This window comes from Flavobacterium sp. UGB4466 (assembly GCF_903469665.1).
GTDB lineage: Bacteria > Bacteroidota > Bacteroidia > Flavobacteriales > Flavobacteriaceae > Flavobacterium > Flavobacterium lipolyticum.
The window spans coordinates 54,292-75,242 of the sequence record NZ_CAGKLC010000014.1; the positions used below are offsets into that span (position 1 = coordinate 54,292).

General features: G+C 34.1%; 19 protein-coding genes. 3 read left to right on the forward strand and 16 right to left on the reverse strand.

Annotated features, from left to right (window positions below; genetic code table 11):
- The first annotated feature begins 180 nt into the window (after window positions 1-180).
- Entirely contained in the window at window positions 181-675 is a 495-nt protein-coding gene (locus JO950_RS06140; protein WP_089481356.1) for an RNA polymerase sigma factor, read from the forward strand.
- 8 nt (window positions 676-683) lie between these two features.
- Entirely contained in the window at window positions 684-1,316 is a 633-nt protein-coding gene (locus JO950_RS06145) for a hypothetical protein (protein ID WP_202701841.1), read from the forward strand.
- Window positions 1,317-1,448: 132 nt separating this feature from the next.
- Here the strand turns inward: JO950_RS06145 and JO950_RS06150 are convergent, their stop codons facing one another.
- Entirely contained in the window at window positions 1,449-2,258 is an 810-nt protein-coding gene (locus JO950_RS06150; RefSeq protein WP_202701842.1) for a 1-acyl-sn-glycerol-3-phosphate acyltransferase, read from the reverse strand.
- Between the two features lie 125 nt (window positions 2,259-2,383).
- The gene (locus JO950_RS06155; protein WP_202701843.1) at window positions 2,384-3,034 is read right to left on the reverse strand and encodes a CoA pyrophosphatase; all 651 of its coding nucleotides are present in this window, start codon (window positions 3,032-3,034) and stop codon (window positions 2,384-2,386) included.
- Between the two features lie 90 nt (window positions 3,035-3,124).
- Between JO950_RS06155 and JO950_RS06160 the strand changes: the two genes are divergently transcribed.
- A complete protein-coding gene (locus JO950_RS06160) occupies window positions 3,125-3,562 on the forward strand; it encodes a DUF4268 domain-containing protein (protein WP_202701844.1) in 438 nt (145 codons plus the stop codon).
- A gap of 228 nt (window positions 3,563-3,790) precedes the next feature.
- Here the strand turns inward: JO950_RS06160 and JO950_RS06165 are convergent, their stop codons facing one another.
- The 14 genes from JO950_RS06165 to JO950_RS06235 form a co-directional block, all read right to left on the reverse strand.
- On the reverse strand, window positions 3,791-4,201 hold the full coding sequence (locus JO950_RS06165; protein ID WP_202701845.1) for a hypothetical protein: 411 nt from the start codon (window positions 4,199-4,201) through the stop codon (window positions 3,791-3,793).
- Between the two features lie 21 nt (window positions 4,202-4,222).
- Window positions 4,223-5,167, reverse strand: coding sequence for a nitronate monooxygenase family protein (locus JO950_RS06170; protein WP_202701846.1), 945 nt, complete (start codon window positions 5,165-5,167; stop codon window positions 4,223-4,225).
- A gap of 12 nt (window positions 5,168-5,179) precedes the next feature.
- Window positions 5,180-6,781 (reverse strand): S8 family serine peptidase, encoded by a 1,602-nt coding sequence (locus tag JO950_RS06175; RefSeq protein WP_202701847.1) that lies wholly within the window; start codon window positions 6,779-6,781, stop codon window positions 5,180-5,182.
- 43 nt (window positions 6,782-6,824) lie between these two features.
- Window positions 6,825-8,012: a tRNA 2-thiouridine(34) synthase MnmA gene (mnmA, locus tag JO950_RS06180; RefSeq protein ID WP_202701848.1), complete on the reverse strand. Its 1,188-nt coding sequence runs from the start codon at window positions 8,010-8,012 to the stop codon at window positions 6,825-6,827.
- A 104-nt stretch (window positions 8,013-8,116) separates the two neighbouring features.
- Window positions 8,117-9,892, reverse strand: a complete 1,776-nt coding sequence (locus JO950_RS06185) for a T9SS type A sorting domain-containing protein (RefSeq protein WP_202701849.1) — start codon at window positions 9,890-9,892, stop codon at window positions 8,117-8,119.
- A 253-nt stretch (window positions 9,893-10,145) separates the two neighbouring features.
- Window positions 10,146-10,862, reverse strand: a complete 717-nt coding sequence (locus JO950_RS06190) for a toxin-antitoxin system YwqK family antitoxin (RefSeq protein WP_202701850.1) — start codon at window positions 10,860-10,862, stop codon at window positions 10,146-10,148.
- Between the two features lie 99 nt (window positions 10,863-10,961).
- A complete protein-coding gene (gene yidC / locus JO950_RS06195) occupies window positions 10,962-12,875 on the reverse strand; it encodes a membrane protein insertase YidC (protein ID WP_202701851.1) in 1,914 nt (637 codons plus the stop codon).
- 80 nt (window positions 12,876-12,955) lie between these two features.
- Window positions 12,956-14,569, reverse strand: coding sequence for a CTP synthase (locus JO950_RS06200; protein WP_017497342.1), 1,614 nt, complete (start codon window positions 14,567-14,569; stop codon window positions 12,956-12,958).
- A 618-nt stretch (window positions 14,570-15,187) separates the two neighbouring features.
- Complete coding sequence (locus tag JO950_RS06210) at window positions 15,188-15,598, reverse strand: DUF4190 domain-containing protein (RefSeq protein ID WP_202701853.1); 411 nt, start codon at window positions 15,596-15,598, stop codon at window positions 15,188-15,190.
- A 129-nt stretch (window positions 15,599-15,727) separates the two neighbouring features.
- Entirely contained in the window at window positions 15,728-16,981 is a 1,254-nt protein-coding gene (locus JO950_RS06215) for an HlyD family efflux transporter periplasmic adaptor subunit (RefSeq protein ID WP_202701854.1), read from the reverse strand.
- A 64-nt stretch (window positions 16,982-17,045) separates the two neighbouring features.
- Window positions 17,046-19,232, reverse strand: coding sequence for a peptidase domain-containing ABC transporter (locus tag JO950_RS06220; RefSeq protein WP_202701855.1), 2,187 nt, complete (start codon window positions 19,230-19,232; stop codon window positions 17,046-17,048).
- 14 nt (window positions 19,233-19,246) lie between these two features.
- Window positions 19,247-19,855: a hypothetical protein gene (locus tag JO950_RS06225; protein WP_202701856.1), complete on the reverse strand. Its 609-nt coding sequence runs from the start codon at window positions 19,853-19,855 to the stop codon at window positions 19,247-19,249.
- Between the two features lie 3 nt (window positions 19,856-19,858).
- Window positions 19,859-20,218, reverse strand: coding sequence for a hypothetical protein (locus JO950_RS06230; protein ID WP_202701857.1), 360 nt, complete (start codon window positions 20,216-20,218; stop codon window positions 19,859-19,861).
- On the reverse strand, window positions 20,190-20,951 hold a 762-nt coding region (locus JO950_RS06235), incomplete at its 5' end, for a hypothetical protein (protein ID WP_237732297.1). The genes JO950_RS06230 and JO950_RS06235, both read right to left, overlap by 29 nt.

Genomic DNA, 20,951 nt, shown 5'->3' on the forward strand with positions numbered 1-20,951 from the left:
AAAGTTTGCAGCCACTGTTTACCGGAATTAAAAAACCTTTTTTCAGCTGCCCTTAATTCCAGACAACCCTAACCCCAGATTTAAGACAAGGATCCATTTAAATCTTTATAATCTGTGGCAACCAAAAAAAAATAAACAGTACCTTGTAACAAAATAGATTGCAACACTACTAATACATTTATGAGCGAAAATCTAGAACAGTCATTTGTTGCGCAATTGCAGGCAAATCAGAATATAATCCACAAAATATGTAGATTATATACTGCCGGCGAAGATGCTCACAAAGATTTGTTTCAGGAAATCACCATTCAGCTCTGGAAAGCGTATCCAAAATTTAGAGGCGACAGCAAATTTTCGACCTGGACGTATCGAGTTGCCTTAAACACCGCTATTACCTTATACCGAAAAACTAAACGAACCGTATCAACCGTAGAATATGAAAGTCATCAGCATTTTATAAAAGATGTTGATTACAATTATGAAGAAGAAGAACAGATTAAATTGATGTACAAAGCGGTTTACCAGCTTAATGACATCGAAAAAGCATTAGTTTTTATGTATTTAGAAGACAAAGATTATCAAGAAATAGCAGAAACCTTAGGAATCAGCGAAGTGAATGCTCGTGTGAAAATGAACAGAATTAAAGGGAAACTTAAAAAAATACTAAATCCTTAAAAATTATTATGAAAGAACTGGATTTATTAAAAAAAGACTGGAAAAAGAACTCGGATTCTTTTGAACAAATATCGGAAAAGGAAATCTACAAAATGATTCACAAAAAGTCGTCTTCAATCGTGAAGTGGATTTTAATTATCAGCATTTTGGAAGTATTGTTTTGGACTTTGTCAAATTACTTTTCAAATGTGGACGCCGATTTAAAAAAGATGAATCATCCTGAGATTATCTTATTTATGGACATTTTAATGTATTTTAATTATGTCGTGATTTTTGTTTTTATTTACTTCTTCTATAAAAACTACAAAACCATAACTACTACTGTTTCTACCAAACTACTAATGAGCAGCATACTAAAAACCCGAAAAACGGTTCAATATTATGTTTGGTACAATTTAGGCATGCTTGTCGTTTCGTCTATCCTCAGCTTTTTCATCGGGTACGTTTACAATCCGGATATGGCAATTATTAGAGAAAAATTAGCCTTAAATGGAAAAGCAATGCTGTTCTCAATCGGCGCATTGGTACTGCTTGTACTGGTTCTTTTCGGAATCTTCTGGGGGATTTACAGATTGCTTTACGGAACGCTGCTGCGCAGGTTATATGCAAATTATAAGGAGTTGAAGAAAATTGATTTCTGATAGGAGGTGCTAAAAAACTAAGGCTCTAAGAAACCAAGTTACTAAGTTTATTTTGAAACTTGAAACTTGAAACTTTGAACCCTGAAACAAAAAAAAAGCAATCTAAAATCTAAAATCAGAAATCTAAAATATCTAGTAATCCCATCTTCTCATTTTATTAAGTTCTTCCTGTACTTTGATTTCTTCGGTTGGAATAACTTTTAAAAATGAAGGATGTTGTTCAATAGCATACTCTACTTTTTCAACAATTTCTTCGATGGTATCGTTCTCATAATCAATCTCAAGAGGTTCCTTGATGATGAAAGACTGTAAAATTCCTTTCTTTTTCAGTCTTAGTCCTTTTTTATCAAAAGAACGACGGAAACCATCAATAACAATTGGAATTACTACAGGTTTGTGCTGTTTTATAATATGTGCCGTACCTTTACGAACTGGTTTAAATGACTTCGTGGTGCCTTGCGGAAATGTAATTACCCAGCCATCTTCGAGTGCAATTCTGATATTTTCGGTGTCATTTGGGTTAACATCACGTTTTTCGGTAACGTCAACACCTTTTGCACGCCAGGTTCTTTCTACTGTAATTGCTCCAACGTAAGCCAAAATTCTTGGCAATAATCCGGCCTGCATGGTTTCTTTGGCAGCAACATAATAAATATTCATTTTTGGCTGCCACAAATATCCGATATTCTTAATAGTATCCTGACGTCCGCTTAAACTTGCGTTAAACACATGAAACATCGCTACAACATCAGCGAAATAGGTTTGGTGATTCGATATAAACAAAACATTTGTATCCGGAAGCGTTTTAATTATTTCCGATCCTTCGATCTGCAATTCGTTAAAACCTCTATATCTTCGGTGAGTCATGGCTCCCAAAATACGGATCAACCATTTCTTGATGAATAATATATGTCCGAAAGGATTTCGTTTAAACAATCCCATAGCTGTCAATTGTATTATTTTATTAGGACGCAAACTTACAAAAATTATTCTTTTACCGATCCTCCAAAACAATTTCTAAAATAAACCGGTAGCACTATGAATATCAAATTGTTAATTTTTATTCTTTATATTTTTTTGTCAAAAGTCGCTTTTAAAACATCTCTCAGTTCACTCAATATCATGGCAGTTGCTCCCCAAACGATATGATTTTGTATGTTAAATGCGGGAACTAAAGCGTTATTTGCGTAAGAAGTTGATAATGTGACTTCAATAACAATTTCATCATTCAAAAAAACAGAGAGCGGTAATTCTATAATACTCGCTACTTCTCTGATATCCGGATAAAATAAAAGCTCTTCTTTGGAAATACCTAAAAAAGGATGCACCAGGAAGTTGCTTGGCGGAATATACATAGGTGTAAATTGTTTGATTAGCTCTATTCTTTCAGGTGCAACGCCTACTTCTTCATGTGTTTCGCGCAAAGCAGTCTCTTCATAATTTGCATCAGTCGTTTCATATTTTCCTCCGGGAAAAGCAATTTGAGACGAATGAACTCCATTATATGCATTTCGGACAATCAATACGAGATGTGTTTTATTGTTTTTTGGATAAAACAACATCATGACCGCTGCAATACGCGGATTTTTATCTTTCAAATCAAGATTCTTCAAGGCTTCGAGGCGTTCTTTTGGAGCCATTTTAATATGAGCCAATTCCGCCGGCAATACTGCCGGAATTAAATCAGGAACATATTGTAAAAAGTCTTGAAAATCCATAAGCAAAGTTTATTTTTGTACTTTTAAATAAAATATAAATATAGTCTAGAAAACGCGGTTCTACAAGTTTTCTAAAATCAAGTCTTAAAAATGTACAGTAAAGAAGAATCACAAAAGATAAAAAGAGAATTCTGGGTGGCATTCGCCGAAAAATATCCTCGTAAATGGGTACTTTACGATACCAAAATTAAAGATTTTTCCTTTAAATTTTATGTAGATAATAAAAAAGCACAGGTTCTAATTGATATCGAACAAAGAAGCGATGAAAAACGAAATGCTTACTTTGAAAAAATTGAAGCATTAAAAAATATACTGGAGGAAGAATTCATTAAAGATTTGGTTTTCGAAAAAAACTACACTCTTGAAAGCGGTAAAACGATCAGTCGAATTTGGATCGAAAAATTAGGGGTTGGATTTAGCAATCGCAATAACTGGGATACTATTTTCGATTTCTTTAACGAAAAAATGCATGCTTTGGAAATGTTTTATCCGGAATATGATGAGTTTATTAAGGATATTGATTCTTAAGAGAAAGATGCTAAGGCTCTAAGTGGCTAAGGTTCTAAGAAAACATATTAACTCTTGAAATGTTTTATCCGGAATATGATGAGTTTATTAAGGATATCGATTCTTAAGAGAAAGATGCTAAGGCTCTAAGTGGCTAAGGTTCTAAGTTGCTAAGGTTCTAAGCTGATAAGACTCTAAGAAAGTTTACTAACTTAGTAGCTTAGAACCTTAGCCACTCAGAACCTCAAACTACACACTAACCATATTATACACAATAATACGGTCGTTGTAGTTGATGTAAAGCTGTTTGCGGAAATCCTGTTTTTTTCGGGTGATGATAGATAATTTACAGGCTTTGCCGTCATTGTCTTTACACATAAAAGAATAGACAATATCGGTATCATTTTCTTCCCTCTCCATGTAATCCAAAATACTAAAAAGCTGTATTTCCTGCGAGTAGACCACAATTCTGTGTTTATTGGTATCCAAAATTACCGAAAGGTTAACCAAATCAAGATCGGACCATTCTCCCCATTTGCCTTTTTCATTTTTCTCCAGGACACTAAAACCCGATGTTTTGAACTGGTAAGACTGACTAAAAGTTTGCTGTAAACCAAGTCCCAAAAAAGATAAAAGTATAAAAGTGCGTATAGAATTCATATTGTATTTCTTGGGGGTAATTTAGAACTCAAATTTAGCCTTTTCCTGGCAGGCAGCTTCAAAATCGGACATCATTTGTTGAACAATTTGCTCTACCGGCAAAATTTCATGAATTAATCCTGCAATTTGACCTATTTCAAGTTCTCCTTCTTCAAGATCTCCTTCAAACATTCCTTTTTTAGCTCTGGCTCTTCCTAAAAGCTGCACCAAATCATCCTTTGAAGGACATTTTTCATACAATTCCTGAACGTCCTGATAGAATTTATTCTTAACCAATCGAACAGGTGCCAGTTCTTTTAAAGTTAGTTGTGTATCTCCTTCTTTAACCTTAACGATCGTTTCTTTAAAGTTATCATGTGCCGAAGATTCGATCGAAGCTGCAAAACGACTTCCCACCTGAACGCCATCGGCTCCTAAAATCATTGCAGCAAGCATTCCTCTGCCTGTTGCAATTCCACCTGCAGCAATAAGAGGTATCTGAACTTTCTCTTTCACCATCGGGATTAAAGTTAAGGTTGTCGTTTCGTCACGTCCATTGTGTCCTCCTGCTTCAAATCCTTCGGCGACAATAGCATCAACACCTGCCTCCTGCGCTTTTAAAGCAAAAACAGTGCTGCTCACTACATGTACGACTGTAATTCCTTTTTCTTTTAAAAACGAAGTCCACGTTTTTGGATTTCCGGCCGAAGTAAAAACAATTTTCACTCCTTCTTCTACCACAATATTTATTATTTCTTCGATATTGGGATACAGCATCGGAATGTTAACTCCAAATGGCTTACTGGTCGCTTTTTGGCATTTCTGAATATGTTCACGTAAAACTTCGGGATACATAGAACCTGCTCCAATTAAACCTAAACCTCCCGCATTACTTACTGCTGCTGCTAATTTATAACCGCTGTTCCAGATCATTCCTCCCTGAATAATTGGGTATTTGATCTTAAAAAGTTGTGTAATTCTGTTCATTCAAAAATGTAATTATTGTTTAATTATCTTTCCTGTTTTATGAAGACCATCTGCATCAAAAGTATAAAAATACAATCCGCTTTTTAGTCCTTCAACAGAAAGAATAGGGTTTTGATTTGTAATTTGTTTTTCGATTAGCTTTTGCCCCAGAACAGAGTACACAGAAACAGAAGCGGTACTGTTTTCAAACAAAAAGGAAATCGCAGTCTTAGTTGGATTTGGAAAAACAGAAAAAACTTCCCCTAAAGACTTGAAATCTTCCACTCCTAAAGTGGCTCCAAAATTAGGAATTCCGTAACCATAATTATTATTTGGTGCCGTATATCGATCAGAAGACTGCAATATCATCTGCCTAATTTCTTTATTCGTTTTGGATGGGAAAGCCTGCCATAAACAAGCAATCATTCCCGCCATAATTGGACAAGAAAATGAAGTTCCATTTATTGTTGTAATATTCCCCCCGCTATCAGATACAACAGCAGCCGTACCTTGTGCCATAACATCCGGTTTAATTCTTCCGTCATAACTTGGTCCTATCGAACTAAAACCTGATCTAACTTTTGAAGAAGTTACAGCACCTACTGTAATTACCGAAACAGCATCTGCAGGTCCTCCAATATGAGGTTCAGTTGTAGCTCCTTCATTTCCTGCCGAAGCCACCACGATTATTCCTTTATTAAAAGCCATTTCGGCACCACGGGAGATAAAATTAGTCACCCCGTTCATATCGCTATAAGCATGCGTGTAGTTTGGATTGTCAAATTCAAAATACCCCAAAGAAGTTGTAATAATATCAGCTCCTACACGGTCTGCTTCTTCTGCTGCCTCTACCCAATACGATTCTTCTACCGGATTCTCAGTAGCATCATATTCGGTGATGTATAAATAATACGAAGCATCAGGAGCAGTACCTACCAGAGCATTTTCTTTATAACCGCCCATTGTCGAAAGTACCATTGTTCCGTGGCTGTCTCCTGAATAAAAATTGGCATTTCTATTGACATAATCGTACCCTCCTAAAATCTGATTATTATCGATTAATTTCTTAAACGGTAAAGTTGTATTAACTCCCGGAAAACCTGCATCTAAAACGGCAATTACTTTTCCTGAGCCGGTTTTATTCTGTTGGTGCAGCACTTTTCCATTCAGCATTTCTATCTGCCCTCCTGAAGTTCCGTACGCATAATCCGTTTTTGATTTCAGTTTGTCTTTTACCTGACTTATCTTATTCTCAGTTACTTTTTTAGCAGTTGTATTCAGATTTTTATTGGCAAAAAACACTTTATCGACAAATGACAGCGCTGTAAGTGCTGTAATATCGGTTTGAGTTCCTCTAATATGAAGTGCATTTAGCCATTTCGATTTTGCCATAATAGTTATCCCCGAACTCGATCTAACCTGATTGATATAAGAGTCCTCTACAGGTGCATCGGTAAGATCTAACGCAATATTTTGATTGGCTCTTCGATCTAAGGCACGCTGTGTCAAAATTGTAAGCGGAGCATTAAGAGATGCCTGTGCGTTGGGTTTGTTTTTAAAGTATACCCATGCCTCTTCCTGCGAAAACACCGCGGAAGAAAAAATCAACAACAAAAAGACAAAATAGTGCTTCATGATTACTTTTTTAAAGGTGAAACCTCCGTAAAAAAGTATAAAGCTAAGAAATTACTCCCGAACCAACTAATTCATTTTCTAAATACCACGCTACAAACTGACCTTCAGTAATGGCGGACTGAGCTTCCTCAAAGCGAACATACATTCCGTTTTCAAACTGATACAAGATTGCTTTCTGTAGTGGCTGACGGTAACGAATTCTTGCCATCACTTCCATTTGCTCACCTTCCTTCAATTTCAAATCTTCGCGAACCCAGTGTACTTCAGAATTCCCCACAAACAATGCCTTTTTGAATAAGCCCGGATGATTACTCGTTAAACCGGTATAAATGGTATTCGTATCAACATCCGTAGCAATTACAAATAATGGATCTGTAGTACCGCCAACATTTAAGCCCTTTCTTTGTCCGTTTGTAAAATAATGCGCTCCCTGATGTTTGCCCATTATTTTACCCATCGTTGGAAGATAATTTAGTTTTTGAGATTCTACTTTCAATTCGTCTTCCAGAGAAATTCCTTCCGGCTTTTCAATCGTATAGATTGGGTCGTTTTTATCAATTTGAACAATAAGACCTTCTTTTGGTTGTAATTTTTGCTGCAAAAACTCCGGCAAACGTACTTTACCAATAAAACAAAGCCCTTGTGAATCTTTCTTTTCGGCCGTAACCAATTCCATTTCAGCAGCGATTTCCCTAACCTCAGGTTTAGTCAATGCTCCAATTGGAAATAATGCTTTGGATAATTGTTCCTGAGACAACTGACACAAAAAGTACGACTGATCTTTGTTCACATCATTTCCGGCAACTAATTGATAAACCGTTTTTCCGTCGACTTCAATTTCGCTTTTTTGGCAGTAATGCCCGGTCGCCACATAATCGGCTCCAAGACTTAGAGCGATTTTCATAAAAACATCAAACTTGATTTCGCGGTTACAAAGCACGTCCGGATTTGGGGTTCTTCCTTTTTCGTATTCGTTGAACATATAATCAACGATTTTCTCTTTGTATTCTTCGCTTAAATCAACAGTTTGAAACGGTATACCGAGTTTTTCCGCTACCAATAAAGCATCATTGCTATCTTCTAACCATGGGCATTCATTAGAAATCGTAACCGAATCATCGTGCCAGTTTTTCATAAAAAGGCCAATAACTTCATATCCTTGTTGCTGCAATAAATAGGCAGCAACACTTGAATCTACTCCTCCGGAAAGTCCAACAACTACACGTTTCATTCTAAATTGTTTATGTTTTTACAAGGCTGCAAAGATAAGCCCTATTTTTGAAAATCGCAGTAGTTTTTGATTAGTTTATACAATGCCGCTGTAAATAAAACTTATTACTTTCTAACAAATTTATGCGTGATTAATTTGCCCTCTCTCATTTCACTAAGAAAATAAATACCGCTGGATAAATTTTCAACATTTAGTATGTCCTCTATATTAGCCTTCACTTTAAATGTTGTTATAGTTTTCCCTAATATTGTAATGAGGCTTAAAGTCGCATCGTGATCCGATCTAATCGTTATAATCTTATTACTTGGATTGGGATATATCACAAAGTTTAAGTTTTTATCAAATGATACGGTGTTCAGGTTATTGTTTGGAACAGTTCCGGAAATAGTATAACTTCCGATAGAACCATATGCTGAGTATCCTCCATTGGTTGCATCTCCGGCCCCGATACCATTAATACTAATAAAATACTTGCCTGCCGTCAGATTTACATCCATTGAAGCATTTAACTTTAAAGGATCAGAATCCCAATATTGTCCCATTTCTACACCTTCGGAATTATATAATTTAATTGAAAGATGGAGATTACCAACATTAGTCTTTGCACTTGTATTGGCGGTAATACGAACATTTCCTCCTGTAGTAGTAAATGCAAAGAAATCATTATCTCCTTCTTTTTCGATTATACCTTCTTTTTGAGTAATCTTTCCTTTATTATCCAAAGTTAAACTAAATGCTGAAGAAGGACCATTACCATAGTCATCGGCTCTATACGCTGCTACTCCAAATCCAACAAAACCAGGGGGAGAGCCAAAACTAGAAATTATAGCAACGTCATCTTCATTATTATTTGCACTATTATACTCTCCTTTGCTCCATTGTGTAATAGGTCTGTTATAACCAGCTCCCATAATTGGCGCCCAAGAAGTTCCGTTTATTCCTGCAAAATACTCTTCCTTTGGAGAAATGCGCCCATCATGCTCTAAACCAAAAGTATGACCTATTTCGTGCGAAGCAGCTTCTCCCCCACGTTTAGCACTAGAAACATTAAAACACCAGGCCGGAAGCCCATAACCAAAGGATCCTATATAGGCTACACCTCCACTTCCCGGAGCTGCTGTATTTGTCGGAGTTACTACTACACGCAGCCTTAAACTTTCTTTATACTTATTGTATACTTCTTCACTTGTTGTTATATTCAAATTAAACGGTTTATAATCTTCTGAAACTATTTCAAAAAATTGCAATATATCTGCATCACTCATTCCGGATGGAGCTGCATCAATTGCGTTACCATTATTCCACTTATTTCCCGCGGGCAAGTAATGTCCGTCAAAATCTAATAATACACAACTGCGTCCACCTGGCAAGCTCTCTAAATTTAATAACGCAGCACTAATTTTACCTGAACTGTTTTTTGATGTTTCGCTTCCTCCCTGGGGTATATTTTCGTAATCTATACAAATCAAAGAATTGATATCAACTTTTGACACATAAGCTTTTCCTTGAAAATCAGAAGAGTACTTATATGCTTCTCTTTCTTTTTTTAAAATAATGTGTCCTTCCAGAGATTGATCTGTTACTTTGATAAAAAAAGAGGATTCTGGCACATTCTTGATTTCTCCAATCAAAAATTCACCTGAAACTGTTGATTCCTTATAATTCACTTTTCCGGTAAACTTTTCCGAACCAACAATTTGAAGAGAAATGCTTTTCATTTCACCTTTTTTATTAGAACCATCAGAATGATTCTTCGTAAGCTCTTTTTTGAGATTACTCATAAAACCATCACATGTACCCAAAGAAGTCTGGGAAATAACAACATTATTAAAAAGAACATTTAACAATAAAGTCACTACAATTTTGTACCTATTATTCATACTTAATTATTTTTTCACTACAGGAATTTCAAAAAAACTCTAAATCAATTACAACCTTATGTAGCTACAATCGATAATACAAATGTAGTCTTTTATTTACAATAAACATAAGAGATCAAAAAATTAACTCCCTATAGACAACGCAACACTAAAAAGTTCTCATTGAACGAAACCTATTTAAATTGAAAGATTACTCCCGGAACTTTCCTCAAAATGAGACAACAAAAAAGTCCGCAAAGCGGACTGATATAACTTACTCGGCCTTAGGTTTTGAATCGGCCTGATAACTACTTTTAGGATCACTCATATTAACTTCCTTCGTTAATTTTCCTTTAAAGTAAAACTGCCACATTCCGGATTTCTTCCCTCTGGTAAATTTTCCTTTAGAAGCTACTACTCCATCAGAGTCATAAAAAACAGCATCGCCATTGTATTCGTTATTCTTAAAAGTACTTTGTTCCAATAGAATTCCGTTTTGCCCGTACTTCTTATAAACCCCCTCTTTCAAACCTTCTTTATAAGTCATTTCCTCGGCAATTTTAGAATCTGCATAAAAAACAGTTCTTACTCCTTCTAATTTTCCGGCTTTGTATTTTTCAAGTGTCATAATTGCTTTCGAAGCCTTATGATAGTACTTCCACTCACCTTCACGCGATTTTCCGATTTCCTTACCTTCGCTTACTTTATTTTTATTCTGATCGTAAAAAATAGTATACGAACTTCCATCGTTTGCTGTAAAATCACGAGTTGCGACAACATCTCCTTTTTTAGTATCATCAAAAAATTTAAACACTCCGGTTTCTTTTCCGTGACTAAAAGTTCCTTCATAACGAGGACGTTTAGAAACTTCATAAATTCCTTTCCAAACTCCGTCTTTTTTCCCGTTAGCATCCGATTTATTAACCTCCTGCGCTACTGCAAAAAAGGTGTTTAATAAAAGTAATCCGGCTATTATTTTTTTAGAAATCATATCTATTATATTCTATTTTAAACTTTAACGATTCTGACTTTGATTAAGTATATTTCAGATATAAAAAAATCCCGAAGAATCGAGATTTTTTTATTGGTGTTATTTCTTTTTATTCTGAGCTTTCGCAGCTTCTTGCTGTTCCATTACTTCCTGAAGACGTTGTTGAAACTTACTTTGCTTTTTAGGCTCTTTTAATTTATTTTCCTGAATCTGAGCGTGAATTTTATCACTATCCACAATGTAATTTTTAATTACATACATGATTCCGATTGTAATTAAGTTTGAAATAAAGTTATACAAACTCAATCCGGCACCATAACTATTGAAGAAAATTAACATCATTAATGGCGACACATAAATCATGATTTTCATCATTTTTGCCATATCCGGCATACCTTCTTGCTGAGGCGCTGCCATTTGCTGATCTCCGGATGTCATTTTCATGTAGAAGAAAATCGCAATTGCTGCCAAAATTGGGAACAAACTGATATGATCTCCATACAACGGAATGTGGAATGGTAATTTTACAACAGCGTCAAAAGAAGACAAATCGTCTGCCCAAAGGAAACCTTTTTGTCTTAACTCAAAAGCTGAAGGAAAGAACTGGAATGAAGCATACATAAAAGGAAGCTGAATCAAGGCCGGAATACATCCTGCCATTGGGTTTACTCCTGCTTTGTTGTACAGTTTCATCGTTTCCTGTTGTTTTTTCATTGGGTCTTTTTTGAATTTTTCTCCCAATTCTGTAATCTCCGGACGTAAAACTTTCATTTTAGCCTGAGACAGGAATGACTTATAGGTAATTGGCGACATCGCCAATTTAATAATAATCGTAAAGATGATAATCGCAATTCCTAATGATAATCCAATTGTCGAGCTTAAGAATCCAAACAACGGAATAAAAATCAATCGGTTGATCCAACCAAAAATACCCCAACCTAATGGAATGATTTTTTGAAAATTCTTATCGTATGATTTTAGGACTTTATAATCTGCCGGTCCAAAATACCATTGCATTTTATAATCAATTTCCCCATTAGAGAATGCTAAAGGAACATTTGTTTTAAACTGTTTCGTAAAAACAGTATCTATCTTTTCATCATTCACTAAATTAGTTGATTCTAACTTTGATGTTGTGAATGGTTTATCCGTTACTAGTATAGAGGTAAAGAAATGTTGTTTATAAGCTATAAAACTAACTTTTTCAACGGTTTCTTCTTCATGTTTTCCTAAACCTGCATAGTTTATTTTACCATCTTCATGCTCATAATAAATTTCAGCATAACGGTTTTCATACGAAATACTTTTTTCGTTTCTGTACGTTTTTAAATCCCACTGTAAATCTAATGGCTTTCCAGTATTTAAAACTTTGTTTAATCCCTGAGAACGAACATCAAAACCAATTAAATAATCATTTGGCTTAAGAACATATTTGTATTCTAAGAATTCATTAACACCTGCTTTCAAACGCATTGTTAAAATTTGATCTGCACCATTTTTAGTTAGCGTAGGTTCAAAAAATAAATCTTTAGAGTTTAAAGTTCTGTTATCCGCAGTTTGCAACTGAATGTTTAAACTAGCATTATTGTCTTTAATCAATTCAACTAATTGTCCTGAATTTTTTTCAAACTTTTTGAACTCTTTCAACGTAGCTTCTACTATATAACCACCTTTGTTAGCGATTTTAAGTTTAATCTTTTCGTTTTCAATAGTTGTAAAACCTTCTTTAGCAGAAGGTAGTGTAGCTGAATAAGCAAAACCACCTAATGTTTTTTGTAATTGTGCCAACTGCACTGTATCACCAGGAGTTGTAGCTGCAGCAACCGGTAAAACAGCTGTTTTAGTTTTATCCGCTTTCGCTTGTGCTTCTTGCTTGGCAATTAGTTCTTTTTTGGCTTTTTCAGCAGCAATCTCTTTATCAGAAGGCTGATTTTGGTACATAATCCAAATCAAAATTCCAAATATCAATACAAAACCAATGATTGAATTAAGATCAAATTTTTTTTCTTCCATTACAGTTTAAAAAGTTATTCGTTAAAAAGGTATTAGTGCTGAATTAGATTCAAACGTTACACTTTTCAGAATATTAATTATTATTTTTTATGCGCATTCACTGCAGCAGCCACAAAGTTTACAAAAATCGGATGTGGATTTGCTACTGTACTTTTGTATTCAGGATGGTATTGTACTCCAATGAAAAACGGGTGATTTTCAAGTTCTACAATTTCTACCAAACCTGTATCCGGGTTTACCCCTGAAGCTTTCAAACCTGCATTTTGCAGTTCATCAGCATATTTGTTATTGTATTCATAACGGTGACGGTGACGCTCTGAAATTGTTTTCTGACCGTAGATTTTATACGCCAGCGTATCAGGTTTGATATCACATTTCCACGCTCCTAAACGCATGGTTCCGCCTTTATCTGTCACTGTTTTTTGCTCTTCCATCAAATTCACCACCGGATGAGGCGTTTTATCGTTCATCTCAGTAGAGTTCGCCTCTTTGTAACCCAAAATATTTCTTGAATATTCGATTACAGACATTTGCATTCCTAAACAAATTCCGAAAAACGGAATGTTGTTTTCACGTACATAACGTACGGCTTCGATTTTACCTTCAATACCTCTTTCTCCAAAACCAGGAGCAACCAGAACTCCATCCAGACCTGCTAATTTTTCTACAATATTTTCAGCATTAATATGTTCTGAATGTATCGAAATTACATTTACTTTCGTTTCGTTTGCTGCACCTGCATGTATGAATGCTTCTAAAATAGATTTATAACAATCCTGCATTTCTACATATTTTCCAACCAAACCAATATTTACAGTATGTTTTGGATTTTTCAGTCTTTTCAAAAAGGTATTCCAGTTTTTAAGATCCGGTAATGCTTTTTTAGGCAAATCTAATTTTTTCAAAGCCACTACATCTAATCCTTCTTCAAGCATTAAATTTGGAACTTCATATATGGTTGAAGCATCAATGGACTGAATAACCGCTTCTTTCTTAACATTGCAAAACAAAGCCAGTTTTTGACGCAGTTCCTGAGACAATTCATGCTCAGTTCTACAAACCAAAATATCAGCTTTGATACCACTTTCCATCAAAGTTTTTACAGAGTGCTGTGTTGGTTTTGTTTTCAACTCACCCGCAGCAGCCAAATATGGAACCAATGTTAAATGAATAACGATTCCGTTATTTTCACCCAACTCCCACACCAACTGACGAACAGATTCTATATAAGGTAATGATTCGATATCACCAACAGTTCCACCGATTTCAGTAATTACAATGTCATAATCGCCGGATTTACCCAACAATTGCATTCTGTCTTTGATTTCGTTTGTAATATGAGGAACTACCTGAACTGTTTTTCCTAAAAACTCTCCTCTTCTTTCTTTTTCGATTACAGAAAGATATACTCTTCCAGTTGTAACGTTATTCGCCTGAGAGGTAGGAACGTTCAAAAAACGCTCGTAATGACCTAAATCTAAATCTGTTTCAGCACCATCATCCGTTACATAACATTCTCCGTGCTCGTATGGATTCAACGTACCCGGATCGACATTGATATACGGATCAAATTTCTGAATAGTTGTACGGTATCCTCTTCCTTGTAACAATTTTGCTAAAGATGCCGCGATAATTCCTTTTCCTAACGAAGAAGTCACACCGCCTGTAACAAAAATATATTTTGTTTGATTCATTCTGTTGTTGTTTGTATGTAGTTGTGTAAAAAACTTGGCAAAAGTACAAATTTAATTAGACAATTTATCAATTCACGAATGAGATAATTTTTAATTTTTTAAGCACATTTTATTTTAAATACTTTACCAATCAATTATTTTATCAAAATGAGTGTTTTTTATCACTACTAACTAAAAATCCATAAGTAAAGCCTAAAAATACAAACTAATTAATTTCTAGTATGGAAGTATCAAATTATAAAAACAAAAAAGAAAAGAAACTGCACTTACCGAAATATCAAAGACTAATACAATTTTAAATAGGAAAAAAGAAATGATGCCATTGATAAAAAATCTCGCAATAAGCTGAAACAAAAAGAAACCAAAGATTTTTATACTAAATTGATTGTAAATAATCGCTTCTCGAAAATGAAACCGAAGTATTTGAGAAAAAGCCCTTGTAAGCCCTCGACTTTTACAATATACCACTGGCAATCCTTCGCAGGATGAACGTAAACCAAAATTTAAATATGGGAGAAAAAAGCAATAAAAAAAGATAAACATAATTATGACGATCAAAATTACGTTTATCTTTTTATAAGAATCAATTCCTTGATAAACCATCATTTATACAAGAAATTATTTTACAGTAGCCTCAATTGTAGTAGTATCTACCTGTACTTTTATATTCAAAGAATCATCTGTTTTTATTTGTTCCACTTTAGCAGAATCTAAAGCTCTTTTGATTTCATCTTTATGTTCTAAAGCAAGAGAACCTATTGAACCAACAAAAACAGCAATCCAGATAATAACAAAAACTGTTGCTGCAATTCCCAGATATAATCCGGCTTTTGGTAAAGAAGTTGAGGCATTTTCTTTTTTTGCCTGGTTTAAAGCAATTGCTCCAAATACTATTGCAAGAATTCCAAATAAAACTGCAATAAAACCAAAGCAAGGAATAAATGCTGCTAATACACCGATAATACCAAAAATTAAAGCGATAATACCTAATGACTGACCAGCATTTGAAGAAGGTGAATTGTTTTCCATAAAAAATTGTTTTTGTTAGTTCTGACAAAATTAGAAAACGACTTACACAAACTGAAACTAACCGACCTAAGTTATCAACAATTAAATTAACCTGCTTTTTCTGAGTTTAAGATTAACTATTTGTTAAATCTATTTAAGCCTATATCTTAAATTATCGAAGAAACGTTCAATCAATCGTCTGTCTTCAGTAATAACCTCAGCGGTTCCTTTGGCTTCAGCGTGAAAATTCAATTCAACTCCGTAATTCGTTTTTAATCCGTTAGGCAAGTCTATATCTACAAGATAAGAGTTGATTTTATTCTGATTATCTGAAAGCGTTTGTTGATTAGTAACCAATGAAATTCTCTTAACTTTTCCTTTTATAGAACCGTATTCGTTAAAAGGATAATTGTTCAGTTTTACGATTACCCCTTGTCCGACTTTAACTTTTCCCGAACCATTTTCCGGCAAATTTACCTGACCAATCATTTGATTGTTATCAGGTACAATCTTAAACAATTCCTGCCCTGACTGAATATAATCGTTGTTTTTAAGAAAATTTAAAAAATATACTTTACCATTTATAGGAGTAACAAAAACATAAGTACGCTCCCATTTTTTAATAGCCTCAAGTAAGTCATAGTAACTATTAAACAGGTTTATGATAATCTCTCGTTCCTTGGTTGCTTTTTCGATAGCAATCACTTGAGCTTTATTCTGAGCTTCATTGATTTGGTAATCTGTCGTATTGATTTCTTTGTCGATTGCGTTATAATCCAGCTCGCTGTTAGCTTTTGCAATAATAGAATGCTCAATATCTGCTTTGGAAGTCACATTTTTAGTGTATAAAAGTGAATCTTTCCTGAAAAGACTTTTAGAAGTCGTGTATTTTACCTTTTGATTCTGATAATCATTCTTTAACTGATCTAACTTTTTAATCTGAAGTCTGAGTAACTTTTGATTTATTCCCTTTTGAACTTCATAAGGCTGTTGAACGTTATAATCCAGATATTGATACAGTGAATTTAAGTAATTGAAATATTTGTTGCTCATTTCTCCCAGAGCTAAGTTTTCAGGAAAAAAATGCCTATGCTCTTTGTACGTAATATTTTGTATATTTACTTTACGAAGTATCTGCTCCAATGATTGAACATCTTTTAGGTTTGCTTCATTTTGTATGTAAGCAATATAGGTTCCTGTTTTTACTTCGGCTCCTGATTTATTTTGTATCAATATAATATTCCCAGCTATTGAGGATACTAGTTTAACTGGAGCTTGTCGTGTGTTGATTACAATTTGACCTGACAATACTGAAGGATATTTTATAAGCCATCCGAACAAAAATAGGAGCAGAACCAATCCTATGACAATACAACTAATTGTTGTGCCAAATTTCGTTGGCATTTTTTCTATTATTGAAACAACCTCTTCTGTTCTATTTTCGTTGAGTGTTTTATGAAATCCTTTACTAACCATTTACAGCACCTCCTATTTGCGTTTTTACCAATTGATAATAGTGTCCGTTCTCTCGTGTCATCAGCATTTCATGGTTTCCAATTTCAGTAATAAAGCCATTTTTAAGCACTATAATTTGATCTGCTTTTCGGATAGTACTCAGTCGGTGTGCTACGACAATTACCGTCTTGTTTTTAAATATTTCTTCTAGAGCTGTTACAATTTTTTGTTCATTAATAACATCCAATGAATTGGTCGCCTCATCAAAAAATAAATAATCCGGGTTTTTATAGAGTGCTCTTGCAATCAACACCCGTTGCTTTTGTCCGCCACTCAACCCTCTTCCGTTTTCTCCCATCATCGTTTGATAACCTTTGGGCATGGCTTCAATCTCCGCAGCTATATTAGCCGCTGTTACTGCTTTCTTTAAACGCTCATAATCTACGTTTTCATCATCCAAGACGATGTTATTTTGAATGGTGTCACTAAAAATCTTACCGTCTTGCATGACAGCACCACAACTTTCTCTCCATTGTTTTAAATTAATATTCTGAATGTTAAGATTTCCCATAACCAATTCACCATGTGTAGGTTTGTACAATCTTAAAATAAGTTTTAACAAAGTTGTTTTACCACTACCACTGTCACCAACAATTGCTGTTACTTTTCCTTCAGGAATTATTAACGAAACATTACTCAAAATATAATCGCCATTGCGGCTATATTGAAAACTTACATTTCGTAAAAACAAGCTTTTATCTTCCGGCAGCCTGATATTATTATTAACCTCATTTTCTTCCTCATTCTCCAATTCATGTATTTCATTCAATCTTAAAAAACTAATTTTGGCATATTGTGCCGACTGTACAAAAGAGATAAACTGCATAATCGGGCCATTTAACATCCCGATTATGAACTGAGTAGAAATCATGACCCCAAAAGTAATATCTCCCTTTATTACTGCTTTTGCACAATAAAACGTAATAATTAAATTGGTTAGCTGATTGATAAACTGTGCACCCAAGTTTTGAGCATTAGTGATGCGTAATATTTTTTGATCTATTTTAAATAGTTGTACCTGCAGCGCTTCCCATTTCCATCTTTTTTGTTTTTCGTAATTGTTTATTTTAATATCCTGAATACTTCCGATTGTCTCTACCCAGTAGCTTTGATTTTTAGTGTGAATATCAAAATACTCCCAATCCAGTTTTTTCCTGAACTGGAGAAAAAACAAAACCCACAAAATAAACAATAGACTTCCAACAACATAAATGAGACACAAAACAGGACTATACACAAACAGAATGATTCCAAAAATAAAAAAGGTTAAAATCGAAAATAAAAAATTGAGCGAGTTGTTCATGATAAAATCCCGAATACGCTCATGATCCTGTGCTCGCTGCAAAATATCCCCAATTAGTTTATTTTCAAAAAACGTAATAGGCAGTTTCATTAGCTTAATGAGATAATCCGATATCAAAGAAATATTGATTCTTGACGTAAGATGCAATAATATCCAATCACGAATCATATTACTCAATAACATACTAACAATAATCGTAATGTTTGCTATTAAAACCAGGTCGATAAAATCCAAATCATTGGTTTGAATTCCCACATCAATAACTGCTTTAGAAATAAAAGGTAAAAAGGCCTGTAACATGGTAACTATTAGCATTACCACAAACAAGTTTATAAAGCTTTTTTTGTAGGGTGTAAAATAGCCCAAAAAATTCTCTAAGGTCTTACGTCTTTCTAACTTATCATTTATGGAACGTTGCCTAAAATCGGCCATGGGTTCGATAGCCAAAACGGCTCCGTTCTTTGACTTTTTTAGCCAGCCTTGCTTAAAATCTTCAAATGAATACTTCACTAAGCCCTTTGCCGGATCTGAAACCCATACCTGATTACGCGTTATTTTATACACTACAATAAAATGCCCTTCTTGCCAGTGCGCTATACAAGGCAGGGGCAATGTTTGCAAGATCTCAAAGTCGACTTTAATACTTTTTGTTCGCAGACTAATAGCCTCACAAGCATCACTCAAGTCCAAAAAACTAACGCCTTCTCGTGTAATACCACACAAATCGCGTAAAAAAGGCAGACTATAAAACCTGCCGTAATATTTGGCTATTATTTTTACACAAGTCGGGCCACAATCTTTAGTATCGAGCTGAAACTCGTGAGGAAAATTAAACATTCTAATTTATTTTTTCATATTTTCTTAGAAGGATACATACTATCCAATGCTTTTTTTGGCATTACATCTTTCAACCTTTTTCTATAAGAAATTGTATAAGGACCAACTATCCATCTAGTAAGATTAGATCTCAAATGAAAATTATAAATAAGTAACTCTTCATATCTCCTTTTGTATATCATTTGCTCTATTCGTTTAAAAGCATTTTTATCATTCCTGTACTCTCTATAATTTGTTCCATATGATACACTCCACATTCTATTGGCAGTATTTATATCAGTTCTATCATTTTGCTTTAATTGAATCAAAACTCCCCTAGTATCATTTATAAAATGAGATTCGAAACCTATTATATTTAGCTCTTCATCAATTACTTCATACAAACTATCTAACTTCTCTTTATAATCAACTTTAAGAAATTTTTTATCATAATCAATACTATCATTTGGAGGCATATAAGAAAGTAAACTGAGTGTATCTGCATATGATTCCGGTAAACCTATATCTGCTTTTAACTCACTAAACTCATCTTTCTTATCTTCCTCTATTTTTGTTTCAATCTTAAATTTCTCTTTGCAAGAAACCATACAACACAATACTAAAATTATATAACCAACTTTCATATATTACTTTTTAAGACCTAATTCTATAAGTTCTTTATTTGCTTGTTCTGGAGTTAATAATCTTCCATTAATAAATGCCTGAGCTTCAAAATACCTTCTTTCCATCAATCCTTTTTTTGGATCCGCATTTAGATAAGCATTTTTTATTGTATTATTTGCTGTCTCGACATCACCTGTTTTTAACGCATTCAAAACACTTGTTACTATACTATATTTATCAGTGCCAGCATTAAAAGCCATATCTGCCAATGCGAAATACTGATTTCGAGTTATTTTATTCCCTAAATCCATGTTTTCAATTTTTTGATTTAAACTATTTTGCGTATTTACTAAATCAATAGCTAAAAAAAATAATAGCATCATTCATACTAATTTTTTTCATATCATTTGCTCTTATTGGGCCTGTATGAAGCAAGTGCCCAAAACCTATTGTAGTATTACCTGCGGAACTTCCATCCTTATCATAAACTGATAAAGATAGCTTTTCATATAATGCAATTGCTATTGCAGCTTCTTCATTCAGCTTCATAGTCGGCTGAAATCTATTCATATAATTAAAATCATTTTTTAATGGATCCCAATCTGTAACAGATTCTAACGACATCCCTGAGAAATCATTTCTTTTAAATCCGTCCACAATTTGATCCCTTGTAAATGATGTCAATACAGCTGACTTTAAAACTGGTTGAACTGTACTTGTTGAGCTAGTTCCTGTATTTACACCTCCATCATTATTAGCTGGATTACTAATTTCTAAAATACCATTATTATAAAACATTCCTTGTGGAATTGTACTAGGCCCTTTATAATTATTTGTCACATTTACATTATTCAAAATATTACCATATAATTGAATATTATTTTGCTTTTGTCCAGCGATTGTAAATTCATTAGTAATAAAAACATTTATTTGATTATTAGTTAAAACACCATTATTCGCATATAAAAAATCGAAAAAACGGCTAATTGTGTTAGAATTAGTGGTTGTGAAACCATAACGATTATCTACCCAGCCCCAATCTCCATTAAAATTATCTCTAGATGAATTTGAATTTAAATTATTAATCCCTGTCATATTTCCATTATTATTCATACT

Bases quoted from the DNA above. Each gene is read 5' to 3' on its own strand.
- JO950_RS06145 (WP_202701841.1), top strand. From the start codon at position 684: ATGAAAGAACTGGATTTATTAAAAAAAGACTGGAAAAAGAACTCGGAT.
- JO950_RS06190 (WP_202701850.1), bottom strand. From the start codon at position 10,862: ATGATTTCTAAAAAAATAATAGCCGGATTACTTTTATTAAACACCTTT.
- JO950_RS06215 (WP_202701854.1), bottom strand. From the start codon at position 16,981: ATGCCAACGAAATTTGGCACAACAATTAGTTGTATTGTCATAGGATTG.
- JO950_RS06160 (WP_202701844.1), top strand. From the start codon at position 3,125: ATGTACAGTAAAGAAGAATCACAAAAGATAAAAAGAGAATTCTGGGTG.
- JO950_RS06165 (WP_202701845.1), bottom strand. From the start codon at position 4,201: ATGAATTCTATACGCACTTTTATACTTTTATCTTTTTTGGGACTTGGT.
- JO950_RS06140 (WP_089481356.1), top strand. From the start codon at position 181: ATGAGCGAAAATCTAGAACAGTCATTTGTTGCGCAATTGCAGGCAAAT.
- JO950_RS06220 (WP_202701855.1), bottom strand. From the start codon at position 19,232: ATGTTTAATTTTCCTCACGAGTTTCAGCTCGATACTAAAGATTGTGGC.
- JO950_RS06200 (WP_017497342.1), bottom strand. From the start codon at position 14,569: ATGAATCAAACAAAATATATTTTTGTTACAGGCGGTGTGACTTCTTCG.
- mnmA (WP_202701848.1), bottom strand. From the start codon at position 8,012: ATGAAACGTGTAGTTGTTGGACTTTCCGGAGGAGTAGATTCAAGTGTT.
- JO950_RS06155 (WP_202701843.1), bottom strand. From the start codon at position 3,034: ATGGATTTTCAAGACTTTTTACAATATGTTCCTGATTTAATTCCGGCA.
- JO950_RS06175 (WP_202701847.1), bottom strand. From the start codon at position 6,781: ATGAAGCACTATTTTGTCTTTTTGTTGTTGATTTTTTCTTCCGCGGTG.
- JO950_RS06150 (WP_202701842.1), bottom strand. From the start codon at position 2,258: ATGGGATTGTTTAAACGAAATCCTTTCGGACATATATTATTCATCAAG.
- JO950_RS06210 (WP_202701853.1), bottom strand. From the start codon at position 15,598: ATGGAAAACAATTCACCTTCTTCAAATGCTGGTCAGTCATTAGGTATT.
- JO950_RS06225 (WP_202701856.1), bottom strand. From the start codon at position 19,855: ATGAAAGTTGGTTATATAATTTTAGTATTGTGTTGTATGGTTTCTTGC.
- yidC (WP_202701851.1), bottom strand. From the start codon at position 12,875: ATGGAAGAAAAAAAATTTGATCTTAATTCAATCATTGGTTTTGTATTG.
- JO950_RS06230 (WP_202701857.1), bottom strand. From the start codon at position 20,218: ATGATGCTATTATTTTTTTTAGCTATTGATTTAGTAAATACGCAAAAT.
- JO950_RS06170 (WP_202701846.1), bottom strand. From the start codon at position 5,167: ATGAACAGAATTACACAACTTTTTAAGATCAAATACCCAATTATTCAG.
- JO950_RS06185 (WP_202701849.1), bottom strand. From the start codon at position 9,892: ATGAATAATAGGTACAAAATTGTAGTGACTTTATTGTTAAATGTTCTT.